The following is a 20,778-nucleotide window of genomic DNA, read 5'->3' as shown; positions in this document are numbered from 1 at the left end:
GGCTCTAGGACTTGGGGTCATCGTCGGGGCGGATCGGCGAGGCCGACATCCCGGGGCTGTTCGAGTCACCGCTGGCGGCCGCGGTCGCGGCGCTGGTGCGCGCCGCCGAACCCAAACCGCCCCGGCGGGTCCGGGCTCGCGCCACGATCGGTGACGTAGAGTCGGCGTCGCCTGCGGGGGTTTCCGTCCTGGATGCCGACGGGCCGCTCGAATCCTGCGCGGGCGCGCTGCGGCTGGTAGAGGCCGGGCTTGGAGTGAAAGCCGGCCCTTGGCTGGGAGACGGGCTCAGGCCGCCGCCGCCAGGGGCTCCTCCACCTGACGACAGGCCGCCAGACGCGGCACGCGCTGCGGCCACCTTCGCGCCGCCTGCCGCTGCGCCTTGCGCGATGGCGCCACCCGCCATGCGAGCCGCGAGGCCAACGCCGGCGACACCGGCAGCAACACCCGCCGCGCCCATCAGGGCGCTGCCGGCGTTGAGCTGCGGGCCGCCACTGATCAGCGCGCCGGCGATGGCGGGGATCTTCAGCGCCAGCATCACCATGACGACAGCCCCGAGGAGGAGCCCGACGTCTTCGTAGATGTCTGGATCGGCTGACACCGTGTAGGTGTCGAAAATTGTCGTCCCGATGGAGATCACGATGGCCAGCGCCATTAGCTTGATGCCGACCGAGACAACGTAGCCAATGGCTCTTTCAGACAGGAAGGAAGTCTGGGTCAGGATGCCGAACGGGACCGTCACAAAAGCGATCAGCGTGACGATGTGAAATTCGATGACGACGACCGTGACCTCGATTGCCAGGATCACGAACGCGATGAGCACGCCGATGCAGGCGATCAAGGCCATCAACACGACGTCGATATGCGCGAAAAATTCCACCGGCCCCGGTGCAACCCGGTGGATGTAGTCGAAGAGCCCGATGCAAATCTCGATGCCCTTCATGACGATCTTGGATGGTGAGTTCAGGAAGTCGCCGAGGCTCATAGCGCCGCCCCCAGCCTTGAGGCCGAGGTTGGCAAAGCCCTCCACGACCGTCTGGCTGAGGCTGTGCCACTGGGTCACCAGCCAGGTGAAAAAGCCGATCAGCAACACCTTCCGAACCAAGGCGGCGAGGACGTTTTGATTCTCGTCGATCGCCCACAGCATGGCTGTCGTGACGATGCTGATCACCACGAGGGTGGCTAGAACCGACTGGACGTCCCCAGAGATCAGCCCAAAGCCGCTATCGACCTGTGACCGAAAGTTATTCAGGAAGACATCAAGGCCGGCGGGGCTAGCTGTGCTCATCGTCTGCTTCCGCGCTTCTAAAGATGGCCAGGATTGCGGACGCCGGACGCGGTTGGCGGAGCGCCGTGGAACACCCGCTCGTGCTCGGCGTCGGCGTCCGCTTGGAGAGCATTGACGCAATTGGGCGTCGCACCCAGGCGCCCCGGATCGTTTCGGCAGGCAGCTCGGGCTTGCCCGCGCTGTTGGGGGTGTGCGGCGAAGTACGCCTTGTCGTGGGACGGGACGGGCCGACTACACGCGGAGAGGCAGAGGGTCGCGAGCCCCACGAGGATCAGGATGCGGCGCACTATAGGTGGTCCGAATTCTTGACGCCGATGGCGGCCGGAGGGGCGCCGTGAAAGACACGCTCATGTTCGGCATCCCCGGCGGCTCTCGCTGCCTGTGCCTGCGCCTCGGCGGTCTGCTGCGCCCGCCCCTGAGTGATCAGGATGGTCTGGAGCTGGGTGAGTTGGGTGCTGAGGCTCGCGAGCAACTGATTGGTCGCCTGAATAGCCGCCGTCTGCCCCGCGGCGTTCTGGGAAGCGGCGACCGCCGCGTTGACGGCCCCGGCGGTCGTCGGCTGCGAGCGAACGATCAGGTTCTGGGTCGCCATGGCCTCCTGGAGGGTCTGGCGGCTGTTGGCCTGCCATCCGGCCAGCGCCTGCCGCGTCTGGGCAAAGCTCATCCCCTTGAGGTCGGTCGGATAGACCTGCTGAAACTGCTGGGCGAGGTTCTGGCCCTGGTAGCCGATGCCCTGCGCGGTCTGGAGAAGCTGCGTGGCCTCGGACGCGATCTGCTGCAGCGGACCCGTCACATCGACACCAAGTTTCTGCAGCATGGCCGCCTGGCTGGCGACCTGTTGCTGAAGCTGCGTGATCATCTGGAGCTGTTGCTGCACCTGCTTGATGGCCTGGACGATTGCTTGCGGATCGATGACCGTGATCTGCGCCTGTGCCGGCGGCGGCGCAGTTGTGCTGAGACCGAGACTGAGGACCGCGACGGCGGCGGTAGTGGCGACAAGCCTACGCATGGCGAGAGTCCTCCGATGGGGAAGGGGAAGTGATCTGTGGGCCCGCGGCGTCCGCGCGCTCGAAGAGCGGCTCGGTCAGCGCGCGAAACAGGGCCGCGGCGGCGAACAGCACGATCCCGACCAGGAGCAGGAAGAAGTTGTGATGCAACGGCGTCGCGAAGATCGCGACGAAGCCGGGCGCGCACAGGGCCAGGAACAATAGCCGCCGACGCTTGCGCGTCCGGCTCCAGCGCGACGGAACCCGTGCCGCAAGACCCGCGAAGGCGTTGATCCAGGGGGCAACGGGAGGCTGACGGCCCGGGTGGGCCGCTGTCGTTTCATCGGGTTGGCGCGGCATGGTCATGCGACCCTCGCCTCCACGAGTTGGTCGCTGAGGTATTTCGCGACGTCCGGGTGTCCGACCGCCGCGAAGTAGGCCGGCGCAAACCCGGCCCGCCCGTGCTCCTCAAGGAGCGCCGTCATGAGCTGCTGATCGCCGGGCGAAGAGGCGCCCACGGTCGCCAGGGCCAGAGAGCCAAGGCCCAGCTCGAACAGCCGGTTGCCGGTGCCCGACTGGTAGTAATATTCCCGCTTGGGCGTGGCGTTGGCGATGATCCTGACCTGCTGCGCGTTCAGGCCGAAGGCCTCGTAGAGCGCCAGGATCTGCGGCGTCTGAGCATCGGGGTTGGGCAGGAAGACCCGGGTCGGGCAGTTCTCGATGAGGGCCGGCGCGATCGATGAGTTGGCGATGTCGGCCAGGCTCTGGGTGGCGAAGACCACGGCGACGTTGAACTTTCGCAGCGTCTTCAGCCACTCGCGGATTTTCGCGGCGAAAGCGCCCCGATCCAGGAAGAGCCAGGCCTCATCGAGGACCAGCAATGTCGGCCGGCCGTCGAACCGCTTCTCCAGGCTGCGGAAGATGTAGGTGAGGACTGGCGCCAGCGCGGACTTACTAGCCATCAAATCCGACATCTCGAAGGTCTGCCAACGGGCGTCCGACGAGAGGTTTTGCTGGGCGTCGAGGAGATGGCCGTGCGGCCCACTAAGGGTGAAGGGGGCCAAGGCCGCCTTCACTGTGTGATCCTGGATTGTCGCCGCCAACAGCGTCAGGGTGCGCTGTTCGCGGGGGCCGGCCGCGAGGTTCTTGATCGCGCCCCAGATCTCTTCCTTTACCGGCGGCGTGATCTCCACGCCCTCGGCGGCGACCAGATCCTGCACCCACTCCTGCGCCCAGGCGCGGTCCTCGGCGCCGTCGATCTCCGCCAACGGCTGGAAGGCAATTTCGCCCTGGTCGCCGCCAAGATGGAAGAACTGCCCGCCGGTGAGCAGCGTGGCCGCGCGCGAACTGGCGCCTTTGTCGAAGAAGAACACCTGGGCCTCGGGGTAGCGGAGCCACTGGGTAGCGATCGTATTGAGCAGCACCGATTTGCCGGCGCCGGTCGGGCCCACCACCATCGTGTGGCCGACATCCCCCTGGTGGAGGTCGAAACGGAACGGCGTCGATCCGGCGGTTCGCGTGACCATGAGGGGTGGCTGGCTGCCGGGATGGCCGCGCTTTGCGCACTCCGCGGTGAGGTGTTCATTGCGCGTCGGACCGGGCCAGATGGCCGACATCGGCATCATGTCGCAAAGGTTCAGGGAGGAAACGAACGGGCGCCGCAGGTCGGCATAGGCCTGCCCTGGCAGGCTTCCGAGCCAGGCCTCGACCGCGTTGATGTCCTCGACCTTGCAGACGAAGCCGACCCGGTTGATGGCGCCTTCCACCTCACGAACCCGGTCGGCCAGCCGGTCAGGGTCGCGGTCCATCAGGGTGACGGTCGGGGTGAAGTAGCCGATGGAGGCAAAGTCGCCGCCGAGGATCGCCAACGCCGCGTCAGCGTCGTCAGTCTTGGCGGCCGCGTCCGGGTCTTCCAGTTGGGAGGGCTCGTGGGTGATGGCCTCCTTGAGCAGGGCCATCACCCCCTTACGCTTGGCGAACCAGCGTTTGCGCAGCGTGGTCACGGCCCGCCTGGCGTCTTCCTTGTCGAGCGGCAGATAGCGGCACACCCAGCGATAGCCGACGCCCAGCTCGTTGAGGCGGTCGAGCAGTCCGGGGGACGAGGTCGTCGGGTAGGCGCGCACCGAAATCGTGCGGATGAAGCTCTTCCCGAGCCTGGGAAAAAGCCCGCCCTGGAAGTCATCGTCGGTGAGGAAGGCGTCGAGATAGGCCGGCGTTTCGGGGGTGCGCACGTAGTGGGGCTTGGTCGAAACGCACCCGTGCAAATAGGTGAGCGTCTCATCGTCCGAGAGCTCCCGGATGCGAGGCATGATGGCAGTCAGGATATCGACGACTTGGCGAACCGTGCCGAGGAAGTCATTGAGGGCCGCGCGATACATCCCCGCGGCGCCGCGGCCCGATGGCGCGTTCTCCAGCAGAAGGCCCTCGGCGGTGCTGATCGCCTCCTCGGGCGGCAGGTAGGTGAGGGTGAGGAAATAGCGGCTCTCGAAGTGCCGCTCCTCCGCCTCGAACGCCACGCGCCGTTCATCGTCGATGAGGTCGGACACCGGATCGGGAAACTCGCCGGCCGAATAGTCCTGGGAGGCTGCCCGGAGCGCCTCGATGTGCAAACACCAGCGCGAGCCGAGACGGCGAAGGGCGTTGTTGAGCTGGGCGCGGATCGCCACAAGGCTGGCATCCGTCGAGCTGGCGAGGTCCGGGCCTCGAAAGCTGAGGGTCTTCTGGAAGCTACCGTCCTTGTTCAGGACGAGGCCGGGGCCGATCAACGCGACCCAGGGCAGATGGTCGAACAGGCGCTCAGCCTTCGGGCGGTATTCCTTCAAATAGAGCAAAGTGAAGCCTCCTCCGAGAAAGCCGAGTGCCAGCTTCGGGCTGGCGCCGTGGAGACAGGACAAAGGGGGGAGGGGAGCCGAAACGCGCGGGCCTCCCCAACGAAGGCAGGCGGCGGGCCATCAGGCGTCCCAGTAGGGTTTTTGCCGGATGTGGCGGCCGAGCACGTCGAAGAAGTAGGGGTCGCGTTTGGTCAGCCAGTAGGCGCAGACGTGGACCGCAAGGCCCAAGGGGATGCCGATCATCGGGACTTGGAGCCCCAGGGCGAGGGTCGCGGTCACGGTGCCGTTCAACACCGCGATCATCCGGGGCACGCCGCCAATCGTCACCGGCTCGGACAGCGAACTGTGGAAGCCGATCTCAAAGCCCTCGATCCGTGACCCCGCCACCCTAAAACACCGCGCCGGCGGTCAGGTTGAAGAAGCTGGTCACGAAGGTCGTCGCGGTGAACGCGATGGCCAGGCCGAACACGATCCCGATGCCTTTGCGCATGGCCGACCCGCCCTCTGCGAAGGCAAAGCCAAGCCCAGTGATGACGATGGCGATCACGCCGATCGCCTTGGCCACCGGTCCGGCGAGCGAATTCATGATCGTGGTCAGCGGCCCTTCCCAAGGCATGGCCGTACCGCCGCCGGCCGCCCAGGCGGGTTCCGCCACCACGAGGGCCGCCCCGACGGCGAGCAGCAGAACGGCCGCCATCGGGTGACCAAAAGTGATCCCACGACGATTTCTGGAAATGGGTCTCATCGCTGGATCCTTCCGTCTCGACAGCCCGTGAAGGCCGGGCCGACCAACCGTGGGTTGGTGCAGACAGTCGGTCAAGGCCTTTTATTACCTAAAAAGCCCTCTATGTGCTTAATTATGTGATTTAGAGTTGTGCCGGCAGACGCGGCTGCGGGATCACTCCGACGACCCATCAGGTCGGCGCGCGATGGCGCTCTCTTTCGAAGATTTTGACTATTTCCGCCGCGTAAGCGGCCATTTGAGGGCGGAAGCCCGAGTTCTGTGGGCTGTTGATTCGGCGCCCCAGAGCAGGCGTCCGTCATGGCCCGCCATCTCGGGTCGCGCAGACCGAGGTGGCCAGCGACCTAGGAACCGGGTGGACACCAGCCAGACTCACCCCTCAGAAGGCCGCGACCTTAGTCTGCTTGTTTGACGCAAGTGAGGTGATCAAGGCCCCATATCGATGGCGCGGTCATGTCGTTCGCGCGACCCGCCATCTCCGCCCACAGGCGTCTCAACATTCTGACCGAAGCATCCGTCGGGTCCTGTAGATCGACGGGCACCAGAAACCGCACTCCCAGTTCCTGGCCACGTCGCCAGACGGTTTCGGTCTCCTGGCACACTCCGTCTCGCAAGATTACTCGAAAGGACTTGGGCAGAGGCATGGGGGAAGGGAGACGAATGCGAGCTCCGCTGTCGCTTACGTCGCGGATCATTCCATCAAGGGTGAAGGCCTCAGGCCCAAAGACGATCCGGCAGGCGAATAGGCAACGCTGCCGGGATGTTCGCCTGCGTTGCGCTGCCTCGGTTCGAACCGGTGAGATTTGGGCCATACTGGCAGTATAGGCCAACTCCCTTGCATCAGATTTAACGCGTCAACGCCATCCCGTAGACGGTCGTCCCCCTCACCGCCCACCAAGTGCATTTGGTGGCGAAGCCACGGTGCGCAGGTTGCACGCTTTGATGTCGCCTAGCGCTTCCCATCAACGCCTTTCGGGTTGGCGATCAAACGATTCCCGGACCGCATTCCGGACGGTTAACCGGCGTGACCAGGGCGTCGAACATGGGCGGCGGCGAGCTTCTCCAGGAAGAGCCGTGAGAGCACCCGCACCGGCAGGAAGAAGCCCTTGCGGCAGGCCACCCAGCGCTTGCCGTCGGCGGAGACCCTGCCGCCAGGGACGATGCAGTGGACGTGCGGATGACCGCTGCGCGGCATGTAGAGCATCCCGTTCAGGATCCGCCCGCCGCGGCCATTTCAGCGGCCGGCCAAGCCGCGAGACCGCCGGAAGAAGCGGCTCCAGAACCGACCATTCCGCGTCCGTCTGATCGCTTGAATACCGCAGGCCTTTGCGGGCTTGCTTCCTTCGGGTGGTGTCGATCCACATGTGACGCTCCGTTGATGCTTCGCAACACGAAATGAATCACAAGTCACTGATATCACCCAACTTCTTTTCGGGTACACACTCAGGCGCGGCCGAACCAGCGGCGGCAGGCGCGGCTGAAGCTGGTGGGCTCGGCATAGCCCAGGCGCTCGGCGATCTTGGCGTGGGAAAGTTCGCCCGCGTCTAGCAGTCCGGCCGCGCGGCGGCGGAGCTCGGCGTCGAGGAGGGCGCGGTAGCCGGCTCCGGCCATGGCCAGGCGGCGCACCAGGGTGCGGCGGGAGACGCCCAGGGCGCGGGCGGCGGCGGAGGCGGTCAGGCGGCCGGCGGGGTGGGAGACCAGCAGGCGCTCCAGGCGCGGGCGCAGGTCGCCTGGTCGTTCCAGCCGGGCCAGGGCGGTCTCCAGTTCCTCGCGGGCGCGGGCGTGCAGGGACGGGTCAGCGAAGGGGGAGGGGGTGAGCAGGAGGGCGGCGGGGATGAAGACGCTGTCAGCGGCCCCGTTCCAGGCGACGGCGCAGAGGAGGGCGCGGCGGGCGTCCTCGGCGTAGGTCGGCTCGGGGTCCCGGAAGGCGACCAGGAGTCCGGCAGGGGCGGCCCCGATGATGACGGCGACCAGGGAGACGACGCCGGAGAGGGAGGATTGGGCCAGGTTGCGCTGCCGGGCGGGCGACAGCTCGGCCACGTAGCGCATGGCCAGGGTCAGGCCCCGGCGACCGCGGCGGGCGGCGAAGTCGATCACGGGGGCGCGCACCCGGCCATAGGCGGCGACGATCTGCATGGCGCCCTCCAGGTCCGGCGCGGTGAGGGCGGCGACCCCTAAGGCGCCGTGGGAGGCGTGGCTCCAGACCTCGGGGCGACAGAAGACCCAGCCCTCGCCCAGGAGGGCGTCGAGATTGTCCAGCTGGCGAAGCTGGCTCTCGACATCGACCTCGGCGGCAGTGGCGACAGAGGATGGGGTGTCGGCCGCCTCCAGGCCCGCCAGCAGAGCGCGGCGGCGGGGATCGCTGTCGCCGAAGCTGCGCTGGAGCAGGCGGAAGTAGCCGGCGGGCATGAGGCCGCTGGGGGCGGGGGCAGGGGCCGGAGCAGTCGGCGGGGGCTTGGGCGGCGTCATGGGGGAGCACCCTGCGCCCTGTGGCGCAAAATGCCAACTCTTCGGCGCACGGTGTTCTCGCCGTGGACCGGGAAGCGGACTTAGAAAGGAGGCAAGGTCCGGCAATCCATCGACGCACGGGCCGTCGGTTCAGAGGGAGGAAGACCATGGCTGACGGCAACGCCGGCGCGCCTATCGAGGACGCGACCTCAATCGCTCTGGAGGATATCGACGTCTCCAACCCGGCCCTGTGGGCCGCCGACAGCCACTGGCCCTATTTCGCGCGCCTGCGGAAGGAGGCCCCGGTCCACTACTGCAAGGCGTCCTTGTTCGGGCCCTACTGGTCGATCACCAAGTACAACGACATCATGGCGGTCGACACCAATCACCAGGTGTTCTCGTCGGAGGCGGCGTTGGGCGGCATCGCTATCATCGACCAGGGCGCCGAGCTGCGCCTGCCGATGTTCATCGCCATGGACCCGCCCAAGCACGACGCCCAGCGCAAGGTGGTCAGCCCCATCGTCTCGCCGATGAATCTCGCGACCATGGAGCCGCTGATCCGCGGCCGGGTGCAGCAGATCCTGGACGGCCTGCCGCGGGGCGAGACCTTCGACTGGGTAGACCGGGTGTCGATCGAGCTGACCACCCAGATGCTGGCGACCCTGTTCGACTTCCCCTTCGAGGACCGCCGCAAGCTGACCTACTGGTCGGACATCGCCACCACCATCCCGGCGCCGGGCATGCTGGTGGAGACCGAGGAGGAGAAGCTTTCGATCCTCATGGAGTGCCTGGGCTACTTCACGCGTCTGTGGAACGAGCGGGTCAACGCGCCGCCGGGGGGCGACCTCATCTCCATGCTGGCGCACGGGGAATCCACCCGCAACATGAGTCCGGAGGAGTATCTGGGGAACCTCATCCTGCTGATCGTGGGCGGCAACGACACGACCCGCAACTCGATCAGCGGCAGCGTGCTGGCCATGCACCGGAACCCCGACGAGTTCGCCAAGCTGAAGGCCAACCCGGACCTCATCCCCTCCATGGTCTCCGAGACCATCCGCTGGCAGACGCCGCTGGCCCACATGCGCCGCACGGCCCTGGAGGACTTCGAGCTCTCAGGCCAGACCATCAAAAAGGGCGACAAGGTGATCATGTGGTACGTCTCGGGCAACCGCGACGAGACGGTGATCGAGCGGCCGGACGAGTACATCATCGACCGCGAACGGCCCCGGCAGCACATGTCCTTCGGCTTCGGCATCCACCGCTGCGTGGGCAACCGCCTGGCCGAGCTGCAGCTGAAGATCATCTGGGAAGAGATCCTGGCCCGCTTCGACCGCATCGAGGTGATGGCCGAGCCCGAGCGCGTGCCTTCGCCGTTCGTGAAAGGCTACCTCAACCTGCTTGTCCGCATCCCCGCGTAAGTTTCAGTCGAGCCTCAAGAATTCCATGACCAAGATTACCTATGTGATGTTCGACGGGGGCGAGCGCGCCGTCGACCTGAAGACCGGCGTCAACCTCATGCAGGGGGCGGTGGCAAACAACATCCCCGGCATCGACGGAGACTGCGGCGGCGCCTGCGCCTGCGCCACCTGTCACATCTATGTGGATGCCGCCTGGCTGCCCAAGGTCGGCCCGCGCACGGCCATGGAGGACTCCATGCTGGAGTTCGCCGAGCATGTGGAGGCCAACTCGCGCCTGGCCTGCCAGATCACCGTCCGCGACGAGCTGGCGGGGATGGTGGTGCGGCTGCCGGAAGCGCAGCACTAGCCCACCGCGCCGCGATGCTCTTCCACCGGTGCAGAGCCCGGCCGCCGTCCAAGGTCCAGTAGTGGCCCTGGAAGGGCTGGTCGTAGGACCGGTCGATGGCCACGCCCAGATTGCGGCGGAGGGCCAGGGTTCCGACGCCGCCGTGGGGCGACGACGGCCATGTCGCCCTCCGAGGGCGCGGCGGCGAGGCAGCGTTCGAGCACCGCCACCACGCGTCCTTGCGCGTCTATCGCCCGCTCCCAGCCGCGGACGCTGTCCTGCGGTGACGCGAAGAAGGCGTCGGCGAGGTTTTCGAATTGGTCGGGAGGCAGGAAGCCGGTGGCCGAGCGGTCGTTCTCGTGCGGGGCCTCGTCCACCCGCAGCGTCAGCCCAAGGTGGCCGGCCAGGATGGCGGCGGCCTTAAGCGCCTTGGCCGCGCCGCTGGACCAGACGGCCTTGACGTTCGCCGTGGTGTCCGGCGCCGCGAAGGCCGCCATGCGGGCGCGGCCCTTGTCGGAAAGGCCACAGTTGGGAACCGGGACGGCCGAGTCGACCACGACTTCGGGGTGGGTGATGAAGAGAAGGGCCGTGGGGCACGATTGCGCGAGCGGGCGGCGCACCGCAACCTTGCGGGCGTCGTGCAGGGTGGGAATGATCCTTTGAAGATCGCGGTGGCGGGATGCGGGCCGGCGTGGATGGCGGCGGCGCTGCTGCTGGCCCGGGATGGCCATGAGGTCACCGTCTATGAGCGCTTCGCGGCCGCCCAGCCCCTCGGGTCGGGACTGATGATCCAGCCGACGGGCCTGGCGGTGCTTCAGGCGTTGGGGCTTGGCGAGCGGCCGTTCGGGCGGGCGGCGGGCACGGGCGCGGTGGTGTTGGACGTGCGCTATGCGGCGCTCGAGCGTTTTCCGCCGAAGTGGATGCCGGTTCGGCGCAGAAAACGCCCTGGGCCATGTCTCCACCTTGGCGCCGCCCACCAGCCGGGCCCTGGACTACGGGGCCCCTGTAGGGGTGACGCCATAGAACGGGCAGAAAACCGCGCTAAGCGGACAAATGGTGAACGTTAGGCTGCGAGGCCCTCGATCACCGTCCGGAGTTCCCTGAATTCAGCGGGCCCCGGACTGGCTGCTGCCCCCCAAAGATAGTCCCCGGTGAGGTTGACATGCTGCCAGCCCAGGGGTGCCAGGTGGCCCAGCAGATTGTCCGGAATGATCTCGCCCTGGCGACGCAGCGTTTCAACGGCGCGCCCGAGATAGACGGTGTTCCACAGAATGATCGCCGCCACGACCAGGTTGAGCCCACTGGCCCGGTGCTGTTGAGTTTCGCGGGTACGGTCACGGACCCGGCCGAGGCGATGGAAGCAAACGGCGCGGGCGAGCGCGTTGCGGGACTCGCCTTTGTTCAATTCCGCCGTGGCCTGGCGTCGCAGCGCCGGATCCTGCAACCAATCGAGCGTGAATAGGGTCCGCTCGATCCGGCCGACCTCGCGAAGCGCCAGGGCAAGGCCGTTCTGGCGTGGATAGGAACCCAGCCGCCGCAACATCAGCGACGCCGCCACGGCGCCGATTCTGACCGATGTCGCCAATCGGAGGATGTCGTCCCAATGAGCCCGGATTAGCGCCTCGTCGATCCGGCCCGCGATGAAAGGCTCCAGCGCTGGCCATTGGGCGGCGGCTCCAAAGGTATAGAGCCGACGGTCATGGAGATTGGGGATGCGCGGCGCGAAGCGAAAGCCCAGGAGGTGGCAGAGCGCGAATACATGGTCGGAAACGCCGCCGCCGTCGGTGTGGTGGACGGCGGCGCTCAGGTCGGCACCGTGGTAAAGCAGACCGTCCAGGACATGGAGCGCTTCGCCATCCGCGACCGAGATCGGCTTGCTATAGTAGGGCGCGTAGCGGCCAGAGATGTGGGTATAGAAGCTGATCGCCGGGCCGCTCCCCTTGTGCGGGTTGACGGCTCCTGTGGATTCTCCGCGCCCACCCAGGGGAAAGTGCTGGCCATCCGAGCTTGAGGTGGTGGCCTCGCCGAACGTGGAGGCCAGCGGATCAGCCTGTTGTGCGGCTACAATCCGCGCAAGTGCGCGGCCGTAGGTTTCTTCGCGCAGATGCCAGCCGGCGGTCCACACCAGCTGTTTGTAGGTTGCGACCGAGCAGGCCTCAGCCATGCCAGTCAGGCCCAGATTGGTGGCGTCGGCCAGTACCGTGGTTAGGATCACCCTGCGATCCTCGAATGGAAGGCCGGATCGAAGATGGGTGAAGCACTCACTAAAGCCGGTCCATCCCGCGACCTCGCTGAGCAGGTCGGTGATGCGGACCTTGGGCAGAAGCCCACACAAGCGGTCGGCGAGACGTTCGGCCGCCTCCGGCGTCACGGCTTGGAGTGGGGTGATTTTGAGCGATGAGCCGCTCAGTCGAACATCTTCCAGCTGATCCTTTGCTGCCTTGCCGGCGACCAACTGCAGCCGTTCATTGAGAAGATCCCACCGCTGTTGCAGGTAGCTGGCGCAATCGGGCGGCACCGAGATGGGCAGCGGGCCAGCCTCCTTCATCGCTGCGAACAGCGGCTTTGCGATGAGCTGGTCCTCGACGGCGCGATACTGTCGGCTGCCGGTGACCCAGATATCGCCGGCACGGAGTCGATCCCGTAATTCGGCGAAGAAACAAAGCTCGTAGACCGCCCCGTCGATCTTCCCGCCCGGCATCACGGCCTGGCGCCATCCGCGGCGGATAAACCCGGTCGGGAGATCTTTGGGCAGAGTGCGCCGATTGCCAGCGTAGAAGGAGCGCAGCATCTCGATCGCACGAACCAGGCTGCTGACGGCGGCAACGCCCTGAAACGTGAAGGACCCCAGGAACAGCGGCCCGATCCGACGCAGGAGGCCACGGCTGCGTTCCGCTAGCGCCAGATAGTCCGGTCCATCAGGCCGAACGAGGGTCTTCGCCTCCTTGATCATATCGACGAACTCGTCCCAAGGCATGACCTTCGCCATCGCGTCGAACGGATCTTGCCCGGATTCCTTGGCGTCGATCAGAGCCCCACCGATCTTGGTGAGCAATCGAACCTTCTCATTGATGGTCCGCGCGTTGCGCTGCAGTTCTGTCGAGGCCCGCCGTTCCGCGCGGCGAAACAGCCGACCGATCAGACGATCAAAGACGCCAATGGTGTCATCAGTCAGGCGCTCCGTCGTTTCGAGCACGGTCACCAACAGGGTGGCGCGACGCCGGGCTGGCGACAGCGCCCTAAGATGTTGAGCTGTCAGGCGCGTGCCCTCCTGCGCAAGCTGCTTTACCCGGTCTGGATGAATGGCCGCCCTGACGTCGGGTTCGAGCTTGATCTGGCGCAGATGATCAAGCTGTTCAATCAGGCGCGCCAAGGACCGAAAGCTTGGGGCGCCGGGTGACTGACGCGCCCATGCCAAGGTGCTGAGCGCGGTTTCGTCGTGGATGTTCAGAAGAGCGTCCAAGGACCTGCGCTGGGATTCCGACAGGTCACTGGTAAGTTGTTCCGCGACCATCCGTTCCGCGCCGAGCATCGCCGTCGCCACCATTCTTTCAATGACGGTGACGCCGGGCGCTGCGATCCCTTGCCGCCGCAGCTCGACCATGAGCGCCTCAGCAACCGAAACCGGCTTCACCGTCGTCATGGCGATCGGCAGCAGCCATTTTGACAGCGTCCGATGATCGGGCTGGGCAAAACCCCGAAATCCGAAGAGCTCCCGCAATGTGTCGAGTTGATCGTATCGGGTCTGGGGACGTGTCGCATAGTCGCCGATCGCGGCGGGATCGACATCGAGCTGCTCGCCGAGAAAGCGCGCGACTTCCATCGGCACGGTTTCACCTGGGCGGATAAGTCGGTCGGGATAGCGAAGGGCGCGGAGTTGAAGCGCGAAGCCAAGGCGGTTCTGCGGCCGACGACGTCGGGCGATCACGCCCAGATCCTCCTGGCTGAGCGTGTAGTATCGAATGAGGTCAGCCTCCTCCGTGGGCAAGGCGAGCAAGCGGTCAAACTGGGCATCGGTGATGACATGGCGGCGCGGCATGGCAGGCGGTCCCAATCCAGTTGCGTTGAGGTTTTGGTGCCAGAACCGTAACTCGCGCGCCGTCCACAGGTGGAAAAAAGGTCCACCTTTTTTCCACTCTTCCCGGCGCTAACAAATTCAGTGCATTGTCATGGACGAAAGGTCCTAGACAAAAATGCGTTACGGCTACGCCCGGATTTCGACCGACGACCAGAACCTCGACCGCCAGCGCGCGGCGCTGGCCGACGCCGGCTGCGCCGAGGTCATCGAGGAGATCGAAAGCGGGGTGAAAGCGCGAAACCGGCTGATCGCTCTGCTGGCGCGTTTGACGGCCGGCGACGAACTTGTCGTGAAGAGCCTGGATCGGCTCGGTCGCCGCGCCGGCGAATTAGTTGTCCTTCTCGACGAGCAGCAGAGGCGAGGCGTCCTCGTCCGGATTCTGGATATGCCGTGGCTCGACTATTCCGCCCCAATCGGCCGCTTCATCGCTCAGACCTTTGCGGCCCTGGCCGAACTGGAGCGGGAGCAAACGCGCGAGCGCCAGCGCGGCGGCATCGATGCGGCCAAGCGCGCCGGTCGCCACCTCGGGCGACCGCCGAAGCTAACCGGCGCCCAGATCAGGGAGGCGGAGAAAATGCTGCAGGATGATCGGCCGGCTTCCGAGGTCGCCCGGCTTTTTCGGGTACACCCGAAAACGCTAAAGGGAGCGGTACGACGTTGAGGCCTTTCTTCGTTCGACCAAATGAATGGGCGATGTCTATGAGGCCAAAAATGAACTGGTGGCTCACCCGTGCCGAGCACACCGGATCAGATGTCACCCTCGTCAAGAAAGTCCGCTATCCGTTGACGACGACGGTCAACGGTGAGGCGGGTCACATCTGGCCGGCCATAATGCCCGGCGAGATCGAAGTTCTGCCGTTCCCCGCGCACCAGCGCGTGGTCCAATTCGGCGACGATTAGCACCTCGCGGTCAATGATGGGCTCGACCAGGAAGCGACCATCCGGAAGGGCGATGGCCGATCCGCCATTGGCCAGAAACGGCCCGCTGTTGGCCAGTATCTCCGCCAGCGCCGGGGTGTCGGCGGGAAAGTCCTGGGGTCGCATCAGGCCTGACACCGACACGACAAATCCCCGGGCTTCGCGGGCGATGAAGCGGGTCAGGTCCTGGGTGTTGTGTAGGCCGCCTGGCCACGCTGCGATGTGCAGGTCTTCGCCCTGCGCATAAAGGGCGGCCCGCGAGAGCGGCATCCAGTTTTCGAAGCAGTTCAGGCCGCCCACGCGAAAAGGCGCAAGATCGTGCACGCGCAAGCCATGGCCGTCGCCCTGAGCCCATGCCATACGCTCTTCGTAGGTCGGCTGCAGTTTGCGGTGAACCGAGCCGATGCGGCCTTCGGCGTCGATATAGACGAGGCTGCAATAAAGGCTGTGGCCGCCCCGGTCGGGCGCGCGCTCCATCACGCCGATATAGATCGACAAGCCATGCTGCCGGGCGACCGCCTGGAGCGGTTCGAGATCGCCGCGCTCGATCACCACGCCCTGATCGAGATACTCGGCGAATATCGCCTTCTGCTTTGGGTTGTCGAAACGGGCGCCGTCCGTTCGCTCGATCCAGAACGGATAGCCGGGGGCCAGGGCTTCGCCGAAGACGACAAGACGGCATCCCTGCGCCGCCGCCAGCTCCGCAGCGGCGCATGCTTTTTCAAGGGTCCGGGTCCGCTTGAACCACACCGGCGCAATCTGGGCGACGCCGATGACGAGGACGTCTTGGTCTCTCCCGGATTCGGACGCTTTGGTTCGGAGGATTTCCATAGTCATGCCTTTCCGCCAGGGCCTAGGTCGCGAACAAGGCGGCATCGCTGCCGAATGCCTTGAACTCCAGCGCATTGCCGGATGGGTCCAGGAAGAACAGCGTCGCCTGTTCGCCCGGTTGGCCTTTGAATCGCACGTGGGGCTCGATGAGAAAGTGGACGCTGGCCGCCGTCAGACGCTCGGCCAGCGCCTCCCACGGCCCCATCTCCAGCACCACGCCGAAGTGGGGGACCGGCACGTCGTGACCATCAACAGGGTTGTGGACCTCCGCCAAAGTCTTGTCCGGGTCCAGATGAGCCACGATCTGGTGGCCATAGAGATCGAAATCGACCCAGGTCTCGGCGCTGCGCCCCTCGGGGCAACCCAGCAGCTCCCCATAGAAGGCGCGCGCAACAGCCAGGTTATGGACGGTGAACGCGAGATGGAATGGGCGCATGAACTCACTCGATTTGGATTTGCGCGGTAAGCTTTAGGCTGGTCAAAGCGCATGATATAGCTCGTGTCTATTCAGTCATACATGACCAAAACTCATGAAAAGCGATCCATTGCAGAACCTGAGCGATGCTCAGGTGCTCTCCGCTCTCCCGGCTTTCGAGGCGGCGGCCAGGCTCGGAAGCCTCACCCGAGCGGCGCGAGAATTGGGCGTGACGCAGAGTGCGCTGTCGCGTCGCATCACTACGCTGGAACGCGGATTAGGCGTCGCGCTGTTCTCCCGCCGCGGTCGCGCCATCGCGATAACGGGTGATGGGTTACGCCTCGCCGAAGCCGCCGGCGAGGCCATGCACCTGATCGAGCGCATGCGGGCGGATCTTAGCGGTTCCATCGCCGGTTCAATCCGCGTCGGCGCTTTGCCATCCATCGGAGGGCTGTGGCTCGCACCCAGAATACCGAGCTTCCTGGCAGCCCACCCAGCTGTCGCCGTGTCGATGGTCATAATCGACGCGGATTTTGCGGACGCCCACAAGGATCCGGTCAACTGGGATCCATCTACGGTCGACGTGGTCCTGACCTGGGGGCGCGGCGGCTGGCGATCGTTGTCCGTGCGCCGTCTGGCCAAGGAAACGATGACGCCGGTCTGCTCGCCCGCCTTCGCCGAGGCCTATGGATTGGACCAGCCGGCGAATATCTGGCGATCGCCGCGGCTAGCGCACACGACCCGCGCCGACGCCTGGCGCGCCTATGCGCAGGCGACAGGGGTTGAGATTCCCGGCGACGTCCCGCCCATGAGGCTCGAACTCGAGCATTTTTTCATGTTACTGGAGGCGGCCCGAGCGGGGGCGGGCCTGGCCCTCCTGCCGGATCTTTTCGTCGCGGCGGATCTCGCATCCGGGCGTCTCGTCGCGCCGGCGCCAGCCTGGGCAACCGGAGCCGTCTACGCCGCCGTGGCGAGCCCCAGCGCCCTCACGAGACCCGTGGTTGCGGCCTTCGTGGACTGGCTCGGCGAGCAGGCGGCCCGCGCTGAGGTCATTTTGCACGGATGACCGGCTGATTTTGTTTCGGCCTATCGAACACCCGCCGGTCGGTCAGTTGACCACTATAATACATTCGACGCCAACGCGGCAGGCGCAACGTTCATGGTTTGTCCGCTTAGCGTGTTTTCCTGCCCGTTCTATGGCGTGACCCCTTCCTGATGCCGAACGCCCGCGAATGCCGGGCTACCCCACGATTGAGACCCTCACGCGCTCGGGTCAAGCACCTTATTTATATAAAAAGTGCCTGATGTGCGATTATCGTCTTTAATGCCCGCGCTTAATCCGCGGCCGGCGCAGGAGCCGCGCGAAGCCGACCAGCCGTTGATCAAGCAAGCTTGCCCGTTCCGCCAAATAGCCGCTGAGCTCGACGTTCACCGGCAGATCTTTGGCTTCGGCGGCGACCTCGTCCTTGGGAAGCAGATAGTCACCGAACCGCCTGTAGGCCCGCGAGCCCTTGACCCAGGCATCGCCGGATTTGAGGCGGTCGTGCAAGGTCGCGAGTGCCGCAGTCTCCTAAAGGCGCCTGGAAATCTAGCCGCGCCCAGGCTTCACCAGCTGCTTCCAGCGCTTTGAAGCGAACGGGAGGGGCGCATCGGCGGGGATTTCGCACCGGCCTGTCCTATTGAGGTCCCGCAGGATGGCCAGCGATTTCAGCGGCGGCGCGGCGGCGGTCCCGGCTTTGAATCGCTCATGCTCAAAGAACGTCGACGCAAATCGTAGGAGCACCCCGTAGCGATCCGCCGCGCTGACCAGAAGATCCTCGGCTGCGAAGGTGGCCAGTGCAGCGACTTTCGGTTTGGCCTCGAGGAGCTTAGCCCAGCCCACCTGGGCTTCGAACCGGTCGATGGCGTCGCCGCCAGCCGCCAGCGCCTGATCGACGGCCTCGATGACGCCGCTGAACAGCCGCATGAGCTGAGCGACCTCGCGACTGCTGGCCTGATATTTCCGCTCGGCGCTGCGACGACCCCTGGCGAGTCAGCGAGCCCACCATGTTGTCGAACATGTCGACGGCCGCGTCGTTGAAACGCCATTCGAGGTCGACGAGCCGGGCCACGACCGTCGCCCGCCGGCGCCTTCCCGAGCATATTGATCGAACCGGCGCTCGTGAGCTATGAGCGCCCAACATGATCGACGTGCCGAAAGATTATGCCCAAGGTTACCAATGGCGACGGAGGTGATAGCGATCCTCGCCGCGACTTGCATCGAGCCCTGTGTTCAGCCGGCAGATACTCCCCCGTCGAGCCATCCGAGGCCCAGCGCCTTCTGAAGCGCGACATAGTCTGCCGTCAAACCGGCCGTGGCCGCGGAGAGACCGTCCTCAGCATCGATCCGATGTCGCTCTGCGCCGAGCGCATCGATGAGCGATGCCCTGCCGGCTCGGTAGTTCTGCTGCGTCAAATTGGCTGACCGATCGGCGGACGCCTTCGCCCGCGCGAGAATCGCGACGGTTGCACGACCGGCTCGGAACCGCGCCAAGGCGTCTTCCGCGTCTCGTAATGCCCCGAGGACCGCCGCGTCATACAGGGTTTCGGCTTCGTCACGCGCCGACTCGCGCTGCCTGATCTGCCCTTGCACGCGACCAAAACTGAGTATGCTCCACTGCAATGTCGGAGCGCCCAACGCGACGAAATCATCGAGATGCGTCAAGTCGGAAGGTTGCGTACCGCCGATCCCGATGACGCCCATCCAACTGAGTCGCGGAAACCTGGCGGCTTCCGCGACCCCTATCCGAGCGGTATCGGCGGCGAGCCGGCGCTCAGCGGCGCGCACGTCGGGCCTCCGCCTGAGCATGGCTTCCGGATCGCCGATGGCAAAGGCGGCGGGCGGCAGCGGCGCCGGGCGGGGCGGATCGAGCATTGCATCAAGGGCGCCCGGCTGCTCTCCGCAGAGCAAGGCGAGGGCGTTCATATAGCCCTCGGCCTGGGCCACGAGTGGCGCCATCCTGGCATTGGCGGTCTCGAACTGCATGCTGAGCCGTTCGACATCGAGCGCGGAAGCGACGCCCCTTTCGAACTGCTGGCGCGTGAGGTCGAGCATCTGCTGCTGGAGTTCCACCGACCGTCGCGCCAACGCGATCCGCGTCTGTGTGGCTCGAAGGCCGATATAGGCATGGGCGACCTCGGCGGTCAGGCTCACCTGCGCGTCAGCCAAAGTGGCCTCAGCGGCTTGCGCGGTCGCTGTCGCGGCTTCGCTGCTGCGCCGCCTCCCGCCGAACAGGTCGATCTCCCAGCTGGCGTCGAAGGCGGCGGTATATAGATCAAAGGAACTCTCCTCGGTTCCGACCAGAGCCGGGATCATGGCGCCGGCAGCGCCGGAGCCGCTCTCTGGAACGCGGCCATGGCCAGCCAGCGCACCGGCGACGACGTTCGGCGCCGCGTTGGCTCGCTCGATGCGCAGCATGGCGCGCGCTTGACGCAAGCGGGCCTGGGAAGCCGCCATGTTCGGATTTGCACGCAGCGCCCGCTCTTCAATTCCGTCAAGGATAGGGTCATCCAGCGTCTCCCACCACCGGGCAACGAGAGGCGTTGCGATGACGGCGGTGTCCCCCATGCGCACGAAGCGGGATGAAATCCCCTTGTCCGGTGGGCCGACATAGTCGGGACCGACCGTGCAGGCGGACAGCACAGGAAGCAGGGCGAAGAGCCAATAGGTGCGCATGGGCATCTCTTTGCTTGGCGACCGCACACTTGCGCGCGAGGTCCGCTGAACGGCGTCACATCCCGGCTTCGGTTCGGCTCGGGACCGCCAGCCAATCTGACGACACCGAATCTGCGGCCTAGACAACGCTGTGACGGGCAGATAGTTATCGACTTAACGGCCGTTCAACAAGGGGATGTCGGATTGACCGACACGCGTACCGCAATTCTCGATGCCGCCGCTCGGCTCTATGCGGCGGACGGTTATTCCGCCGTCTCCATGCGTGATGTCGCCGCCGAAGTCTCGATGACACAGGCTAACCTATACTACCATTTTCGAGACAAGGCGCAGCTGGTCGAGGATACGCTCGCGCATGTCCTGGTTACAAGAATGTCACCTCTGGATGATTTGTTCAAAACGACTTCTTCTCCGGAGTATAAGTTGCAGGTTTTTGTCGAGTGGTTCGTGACGCTCTTGTTTAATGATCTGATATTTACGCAACTGATGCTGCGCGAGTTGATCGACGGCGATATGGAAAGAGTCGCGCGCCTCTCGAGAGCGGTCTTCGACAAGCCGTTCTCGCTGATTGACGGGATCGTCTCAGCCTATTCGCCTGACAAGAACTCAGCCCTGACGACGGCGTCCGTCATCGCCCTCATCATCGGGCACGTCCAGATGGCGCGCATTCTTCCATATCTGTCCAGCGGCCACGCTGATCACGCCGATCCGAAAATCATCGCCGCACATGTTCTTTCCACCCTGCAGCGCGCGCTCAAGGACCAATCCGATGCCCTTTAGGGATCATGC

21 protein-coding genes and 3 pseudogenes are annotated in these 20,778 nt (G+C 65.4%); 6 read left to right on the top strand and 18 right to left on the bottom strand.

Annotated elements, in window-relative coordinates; translation table 11 throughout:
* Positions 1-4: 4 nt before the first annotated feature.
* The 11 genes and pseudogenes from trbL to ACW17Z_RS20405 all read right to left on the bottom strand — a co-directional run bounded on the left by trbL (position 5) and on the right by ACW17Z_RS20405 (position 8,313).
* Positions 5-1,285: a P-type conjugative transfer protein TrbL gene (gene trbL / locus ACW17Z_RS20455; protein WP_492058892.1), complete on the bottom strand. Its 1,281-nt coding sequence runs from the start codon at positions 1,283-1,285 to the stop codon at positions 5-7.
* A 17-nt stretch (positions 1,286-1,302) separates the two neighbouring features.
* Positions 1,303-1,551, bottom strand: coding sequence for an EexN family lipoprotein (locus tag ACW17Z_RS20450; protein WP_492059041.1), 249 nt, complete (start codon positions 1,549-1,551; stop codon positions 1,303-1,305).
* 20 nt (positions 1,552-1,571) lie between these two features.
* Positions 1,572-2,294 carry a TrbJ/VirB5 family protein gene (locus ACW17Z_RS20445; RefSeq protein WP_492058890.1) on the bottom strand — a complete coding sequence of 241 codons (723 nt, stop codon included), beginning with the start codon at positions 2,292-2,294 and terminating at the stop codon, positions 1,572-1,574.
* Positions 2,287-2,637: a hypothetical protein gene (locus ACW17Z_RS20440; RefSeq protein WP_492058889.1), complete on the bottom strand. Its 351-nt coding sequence runs from the start codon at positions 2,635-2,637 to the stop codon at positions 2,287-2,289. Before ACW17Z_RS20440 ends, ACW17Z_RS20445 begins: the two co-directional genes overlap by 8 nt.
* Positions 2,634-5,102: a conjugal transfer protein TrbE gene (trbE, locus tag ACW17Z_RS20435; RefSeq protein ID WP_492058887.1), complete on the bottom strand. Its 2,469-nt coding sequence runs from the start codon at positions 5,100-5,102 to the stop codon at positions 2,634-2,636. The genes ACW17Z_RS20440 and trbE overlap by 4 nt, the downstream gene beginning before the upstream one ends.
* A 120-nt stretch (positions 5,103-5,222) precedes the next feature.
* Positions 5,223-5,489 carry a VirB3 family type IV secretion system protein gene (locus tag ACW17Z_RS20430; protein ID WP_419255952.1) on the bottom strand — a complete coding sequence of 89 codons (267 nt, stop codon included), beginning with the start codon at positions 5,487-5,489 and terminating at the stop codon, positions 5,223-5,225.
* A gap of 1 nt (position 5,490) precedes the next feature.
* Positions 5,491-5,799 carry a TrbC/VirB2 family type IV secretion system protein gene (locus tag ACW17Z_RS20425; protein WP_492058885.1) on the bottom strand — a complete coding sequence of 103 codons (309 nt, stop codon included), beginning with the start codon at positions 5,797-5,799 and terminating at the stop codon, positions 5,491-5,493.
* Between the two features lie 440 nt (positions 5,800-6,239).
* The gene (locus ACW17Z_RS20420) at positions 6,240-6,656 is read right to left on the bottom strand and encodes a PilZ domain-containing protein (RefSeq protein ID WP_492059040.1); all 417 of its coding nucleotides are present in this window, start codon (positions 6,654-6,656) and stop codon (positions 6,240-6,242) included.
* A gap of 230 nt (positions 6,657-6,886) precedes the next feature.
* A pseudogene (locus ACW17Z_RS20415) lies at positions 6,887-7,024 on the bottom strand (transposase); the annotation flags it as partial.
* Positions 7,019-7,208 (bottom strand): annotated as a pseudogene (locus ACW17Z_RS20410) (transposase); the annotation flags it as partial. The pseudogenes ACW17Z_RS20415 and ACW17Z_RS20410, both read right to left, overlap by 6 nt.
* Before the next feature lie 79 nt (positions 7,209-7,287).
* Positions 7,288-8,313 (bottom strand): helix-turn-helix domain-containing protein, encoded by a 1,026-nt coding sequence (locus tag ACW17Z_RS20405; RefSeq protein ID WP_492058883.1) that lies wholly within the window; start codon positions 8,311-8,313, stop codon positions 7,288-7,290.
* 146 nt (positions 8,314-8,459) lie between these two features.
* On the opposite strand from ACW17Z_RS20405, the gene ACW17Z_RS20400 reads away from it, so the two are divergent.
* Positions 8,460-9,710, top strand: a complete 1,251-nt coding sequence (locus tag ACW17Z_RS20400) for a cytochrome P450 (RefSeq protein ID WP_377371705.1) — start codon at positions 8,460-8,462, stop codon at positions 9,708-9,710.
* A 25-nt stretch (positions 9,711-9,735) separates the two neighbouring features.
* Positions 9,736-10,056, top strand: coding sequence for a 2Fe-2S iron-sulfur cluster-binding protein (locus tag ACW17Z_RS20395; protein ID WP_377371704.1), 321 nt, complete (start codon positions 9,736-9,738; stop codon positions 10,054-10,056).
* Here ACW17Z_RS20395 and ACW17Z_RS20390 read toward each other — a convergent pair.
* Positions 10,053-10,766 (bottom strand): histidine phosphatase family protein, encoded by a 714-nt coding sequence (locus tag ACW17Z_RS20390; protein ID WP_492058881.1) that lies wholly within the window; start codon positions 10,764-10,766, stop codon positions 10,053-10,055. The genes ACW17Z_RS20395 and ACW17Z_RS20390 overlap by 4 nt on opposite strands.
* Here ACW17Z_RS20390 and ACW17Z_RS20385 point away from each other — a divergent pair.
* Positions 10,731-10,934: pseudogene (locus ACW17Z_RS20385) on the top strand (hypothetical protein); the annotation flags it as partial. The gene ACW17Z_RS20390 and the pseudogene ACW17Z_RS20385 overlap by 36 nt on opposite strands.
* A 164-nt stretch (positions 10,935-11,098) precedes the next feature.
* Here ACW17Z_RS20385 and ACW17Z_RS20380 read toward each other — a convergent pair.
* Positions 11,099-14,074: a Tn3 family transposase gene (locus ACW17Z_RS20380; protein ID WP_492058879.1), complete on the bottom strand. Its 2,976-nt coding sequence runs from the start codon at positions 14,072-14,074 to the stop codon at positions 11,099-11,101.
* Positions 14,075-14,228: 154 nt separating this feature from the next.
* Here ACW17Z_RS20380 and ACW17Z_RS20375 point away from each other — a divergent pair, with 154 nt between their 5' ends.
* Positions 14,229-14,774 carry a recombinase family protein gene (locus ACW17Z_RS20375; RefSeq protein ID WP_492058878.1) on the top strand — a complete coding sequence of 182 codons (546 nt, stop codon included), beginning with the start codon at positions 14,229-14,231 and terminating at the stop codon, positions 14,772-14,774.
* 86 nt (positions 14,775-14,860) lie between these two features.
* Here ACW17Z_RS20375 and ACW17Z_RS20370 read toward each other — a convergent pair whose 3' ends face one another.
* Together ACW17Z_RS20370 and ACW17Z_RS20365 are read right to left on the bottom strand one after the other, a co-directional pair.
* Entirely contained in the window at positions 14,861-15,862 is a 1,002-nt protein-coding gene (locus ACW17Z_RS20370) for a carbon-nitrogen hydrolase family protein (protein ID WP_492059038.1), read from the bottom strand.
* A 22-nt stretch (positions 15,863-15,884) separates the two neighbouring features.
* Complete coding sequence (locus tag ACW17Z_RS20365; protein WP_492058876.1) at positions 15,885-16,298, bottom strand: VOC family protein; 414 nt, start codon at positions 16,296-16,298, stop codon at positions 15,885-15,887.
* Positions 16,299-16,392: 94 nt separating this feature from the next.
* On the opposite strand from ACW17Z_RS20365, the gene ACW17Z_RS20360 reads away from it, so the two are divergent.
* Positions 16,393-17,343, top strand: coding sequence for a LysR substrate-binding domain-containing protein (locus ACW17Z_RS20360; RefSeq protein ID WP_242922529.1), 951 nt, complete (start codon positions 16,393-16,395; stop codon positions 17,341-17,343).
* A 255-nt stretch (positions 17,344-17,598) separates the two neighbouring features.
* Here the strand turns inward: ACW17Z_RS20360 and ACW17Z_RS20355 are convergent, their stop codons facing one another.
* From ACW17Z_RS20355 to ACW17Z_RS20345, 3 genes are all read right to left on the bottom strand, one after another.
* A complete protein-coding gene (locus ACW17Z_RS20355) occupies positions 17,599-17,826 on the bottom strand; it encodes a hypothetical protein (RefSeq protein ID WP_242922527.1) in 228 nt (75 codons plus the stop codon).
* A 39-nt stretch (positions 17,827-17,865) separates the two neighbouring features.
* A complete protein-coding gene (locus ACW17Z_RS20350; protein ID WP_242922525.1) occupies positions 17,866-18,243 on the bottom strand; it encodes a hypothetical protein in 378 nt (125 codons plus the stop codon).
* A gap of 306 nt (positions 18,244-18,549) precedes the next feature.
* Positions 18,550-19,998 (bottom strand): efflux transporter outer membrane subunit, encoded by a 1,449-nt coding sequence (locus tag ACW17Z_RS20345; RefSeq protein WP_492058873.1) that lies wholly within the window; start codon positions 19,996-19,998, stop codon positions 18,550-18,552.
* A 177-nt stretch (positions 19,999-20,175) separates the two neighbouring features.
* Here ACW17Z_RS20345 and ACW17Z_RS20340 point away from each other — a divergent pair, with 177 nt between their 5' ends.
* Entirely contained in the window at positions 20,176-20,769 is a 594-nt protein-coding gene (locus tag ACW17Z_RS20340; RefSeq protein ID WP_242922521.1) for a TetR/AcrR family transcriptional regulator, read from the top strand.
* Positions 20,770-20,778 lie beyond the last annotated feature (9 nt).

This window comes from Caulobacter sp. GSs2 (genome assembly GCF_058680895.1).
This window is presented reverse-complemented; position numbering and strand designations above follow the sequence as displayed.

Excerpts from the sequence above, each read along its gene's own strand:
- ACW17Z_RS20375 (WP_492058878.1), top strand. The coding sequence starts at position 14,229 with ATGCGTTACGGCTACGCCCGGATTTCGACCGACGACCAGAACCTCGAC.
- ACW17Z_RS20405 (WP_492058883.1), bottom strand. The coding sequence starts at position 8,313 with ATGACGCCGCCCAAGCCCCCGCCGACTGCTCCGGCCCCTGCCCCCGCC.
- ACW17Z_RS20360 (WP_242922529.1), top strand. The coding sequence starts at position 16,393 with ATGAAAAGCGATCCATTGCAGAACCTGAGCGATGCTCAGGTGCTCTCC.
- ACW17Z_RS20400 (WP_377371705.1), top strand. The coding sequence starts at position 8,460 with ATGGCTGACGGCAACGCCGGCGCGCCTATCGAGGACGCGACCTCAATC.
- ACW17Z_RS20395 (WP_377371704.1), top strand. The coding sequence starts at position 9,736 with ATGACCAAGATTACCTATGTGATGTTCGACGGGGGCGAGCGCGCCGTC.
- ACW17Z_RS20420 (WP_492059040.1), bottom strand. The coding sequence starts at position 6,656 with ATGGCCCAAATCTCACCGGTTCGAACCGAGGCAGCGCAACGCAGGCGA.
- ACW17Z_RS20345 (WP_492058873.1), bottom strand. The coding sequence starts at position 19,998 with ATGCCCATGCGCACCTATTGGCTCTTCGCCCTGCTTCCTGTGCTGTCC.
- ACW17Z_RS20380 (WP_492058879.1), bottom strand. The coding sequence starts at position 14,074 with ATGCCGCGCCGCCATGTCATCACCGATGCCCAGTTTGACCGCTTGCTC.
- trbL (WP_492058892.1), bottom strand. The coding sequence starts at position 1,285 with ATGAGCACAGCTAGCCCCGCCGGCCTTGATGTCTTCCTGAATAACTTT.
- ACW17Z_RS20365 (WP_492058876.1), bottom strand. The coding sequence starts at position 16,298 with ATGCGCCCATTCCATCTCGCGTTCACCGTCCATAACCTGGCTGTTGCG.
- ACW17Z_RS20440 (WP_492058889.1), bottom strand. The coding sequence starts at position 2,637 with ATGACCATGCCGCGCCAACCCGATGAAACGACAGCGGCCCACCCGGGC.
- ACW17Z_RS20425 (WP_492058885.1), bottom strand. The coding sequence starts at position 5,799 with ATGGCGGCCGTTCTGCTGCTCGCCGTCGGGGCGGCCCTCGTGGTGGCG.
- ACW17Z_RS20350 (WP_242922525.1), bottom strand. The coding sequence starts at position 18,243 with ATGCGGCTGTTCAGCGGCGTCATCGAGGCCGTCGATCAGGCGCTGGCG.
- ACW17Z_RS20370 (WP_492059038.1), bottom strand. The coding sequence starts at position 15,862 with ATGGAAATCCTCCGAACCAAAGCGTCCGAATCCGGGAGAGACCAAGAC.
- ACW17Z_RS20445 (WP_492058890.1), bottom strand. The coding sequence starts at position 2,294 with ATGCGTAGGCTTGTCGCCACTACCGCCGCCGTCGCGGTCCTCAGTCTC.
- ACW17Z_RS20390 (WP_492058881.1), bottom strand. The coding sequence starts at position 10,766 with ATGGCCATCCCGGGCCAGCAGCAGCGCCGCCGCCATCCACGCCGGCCC.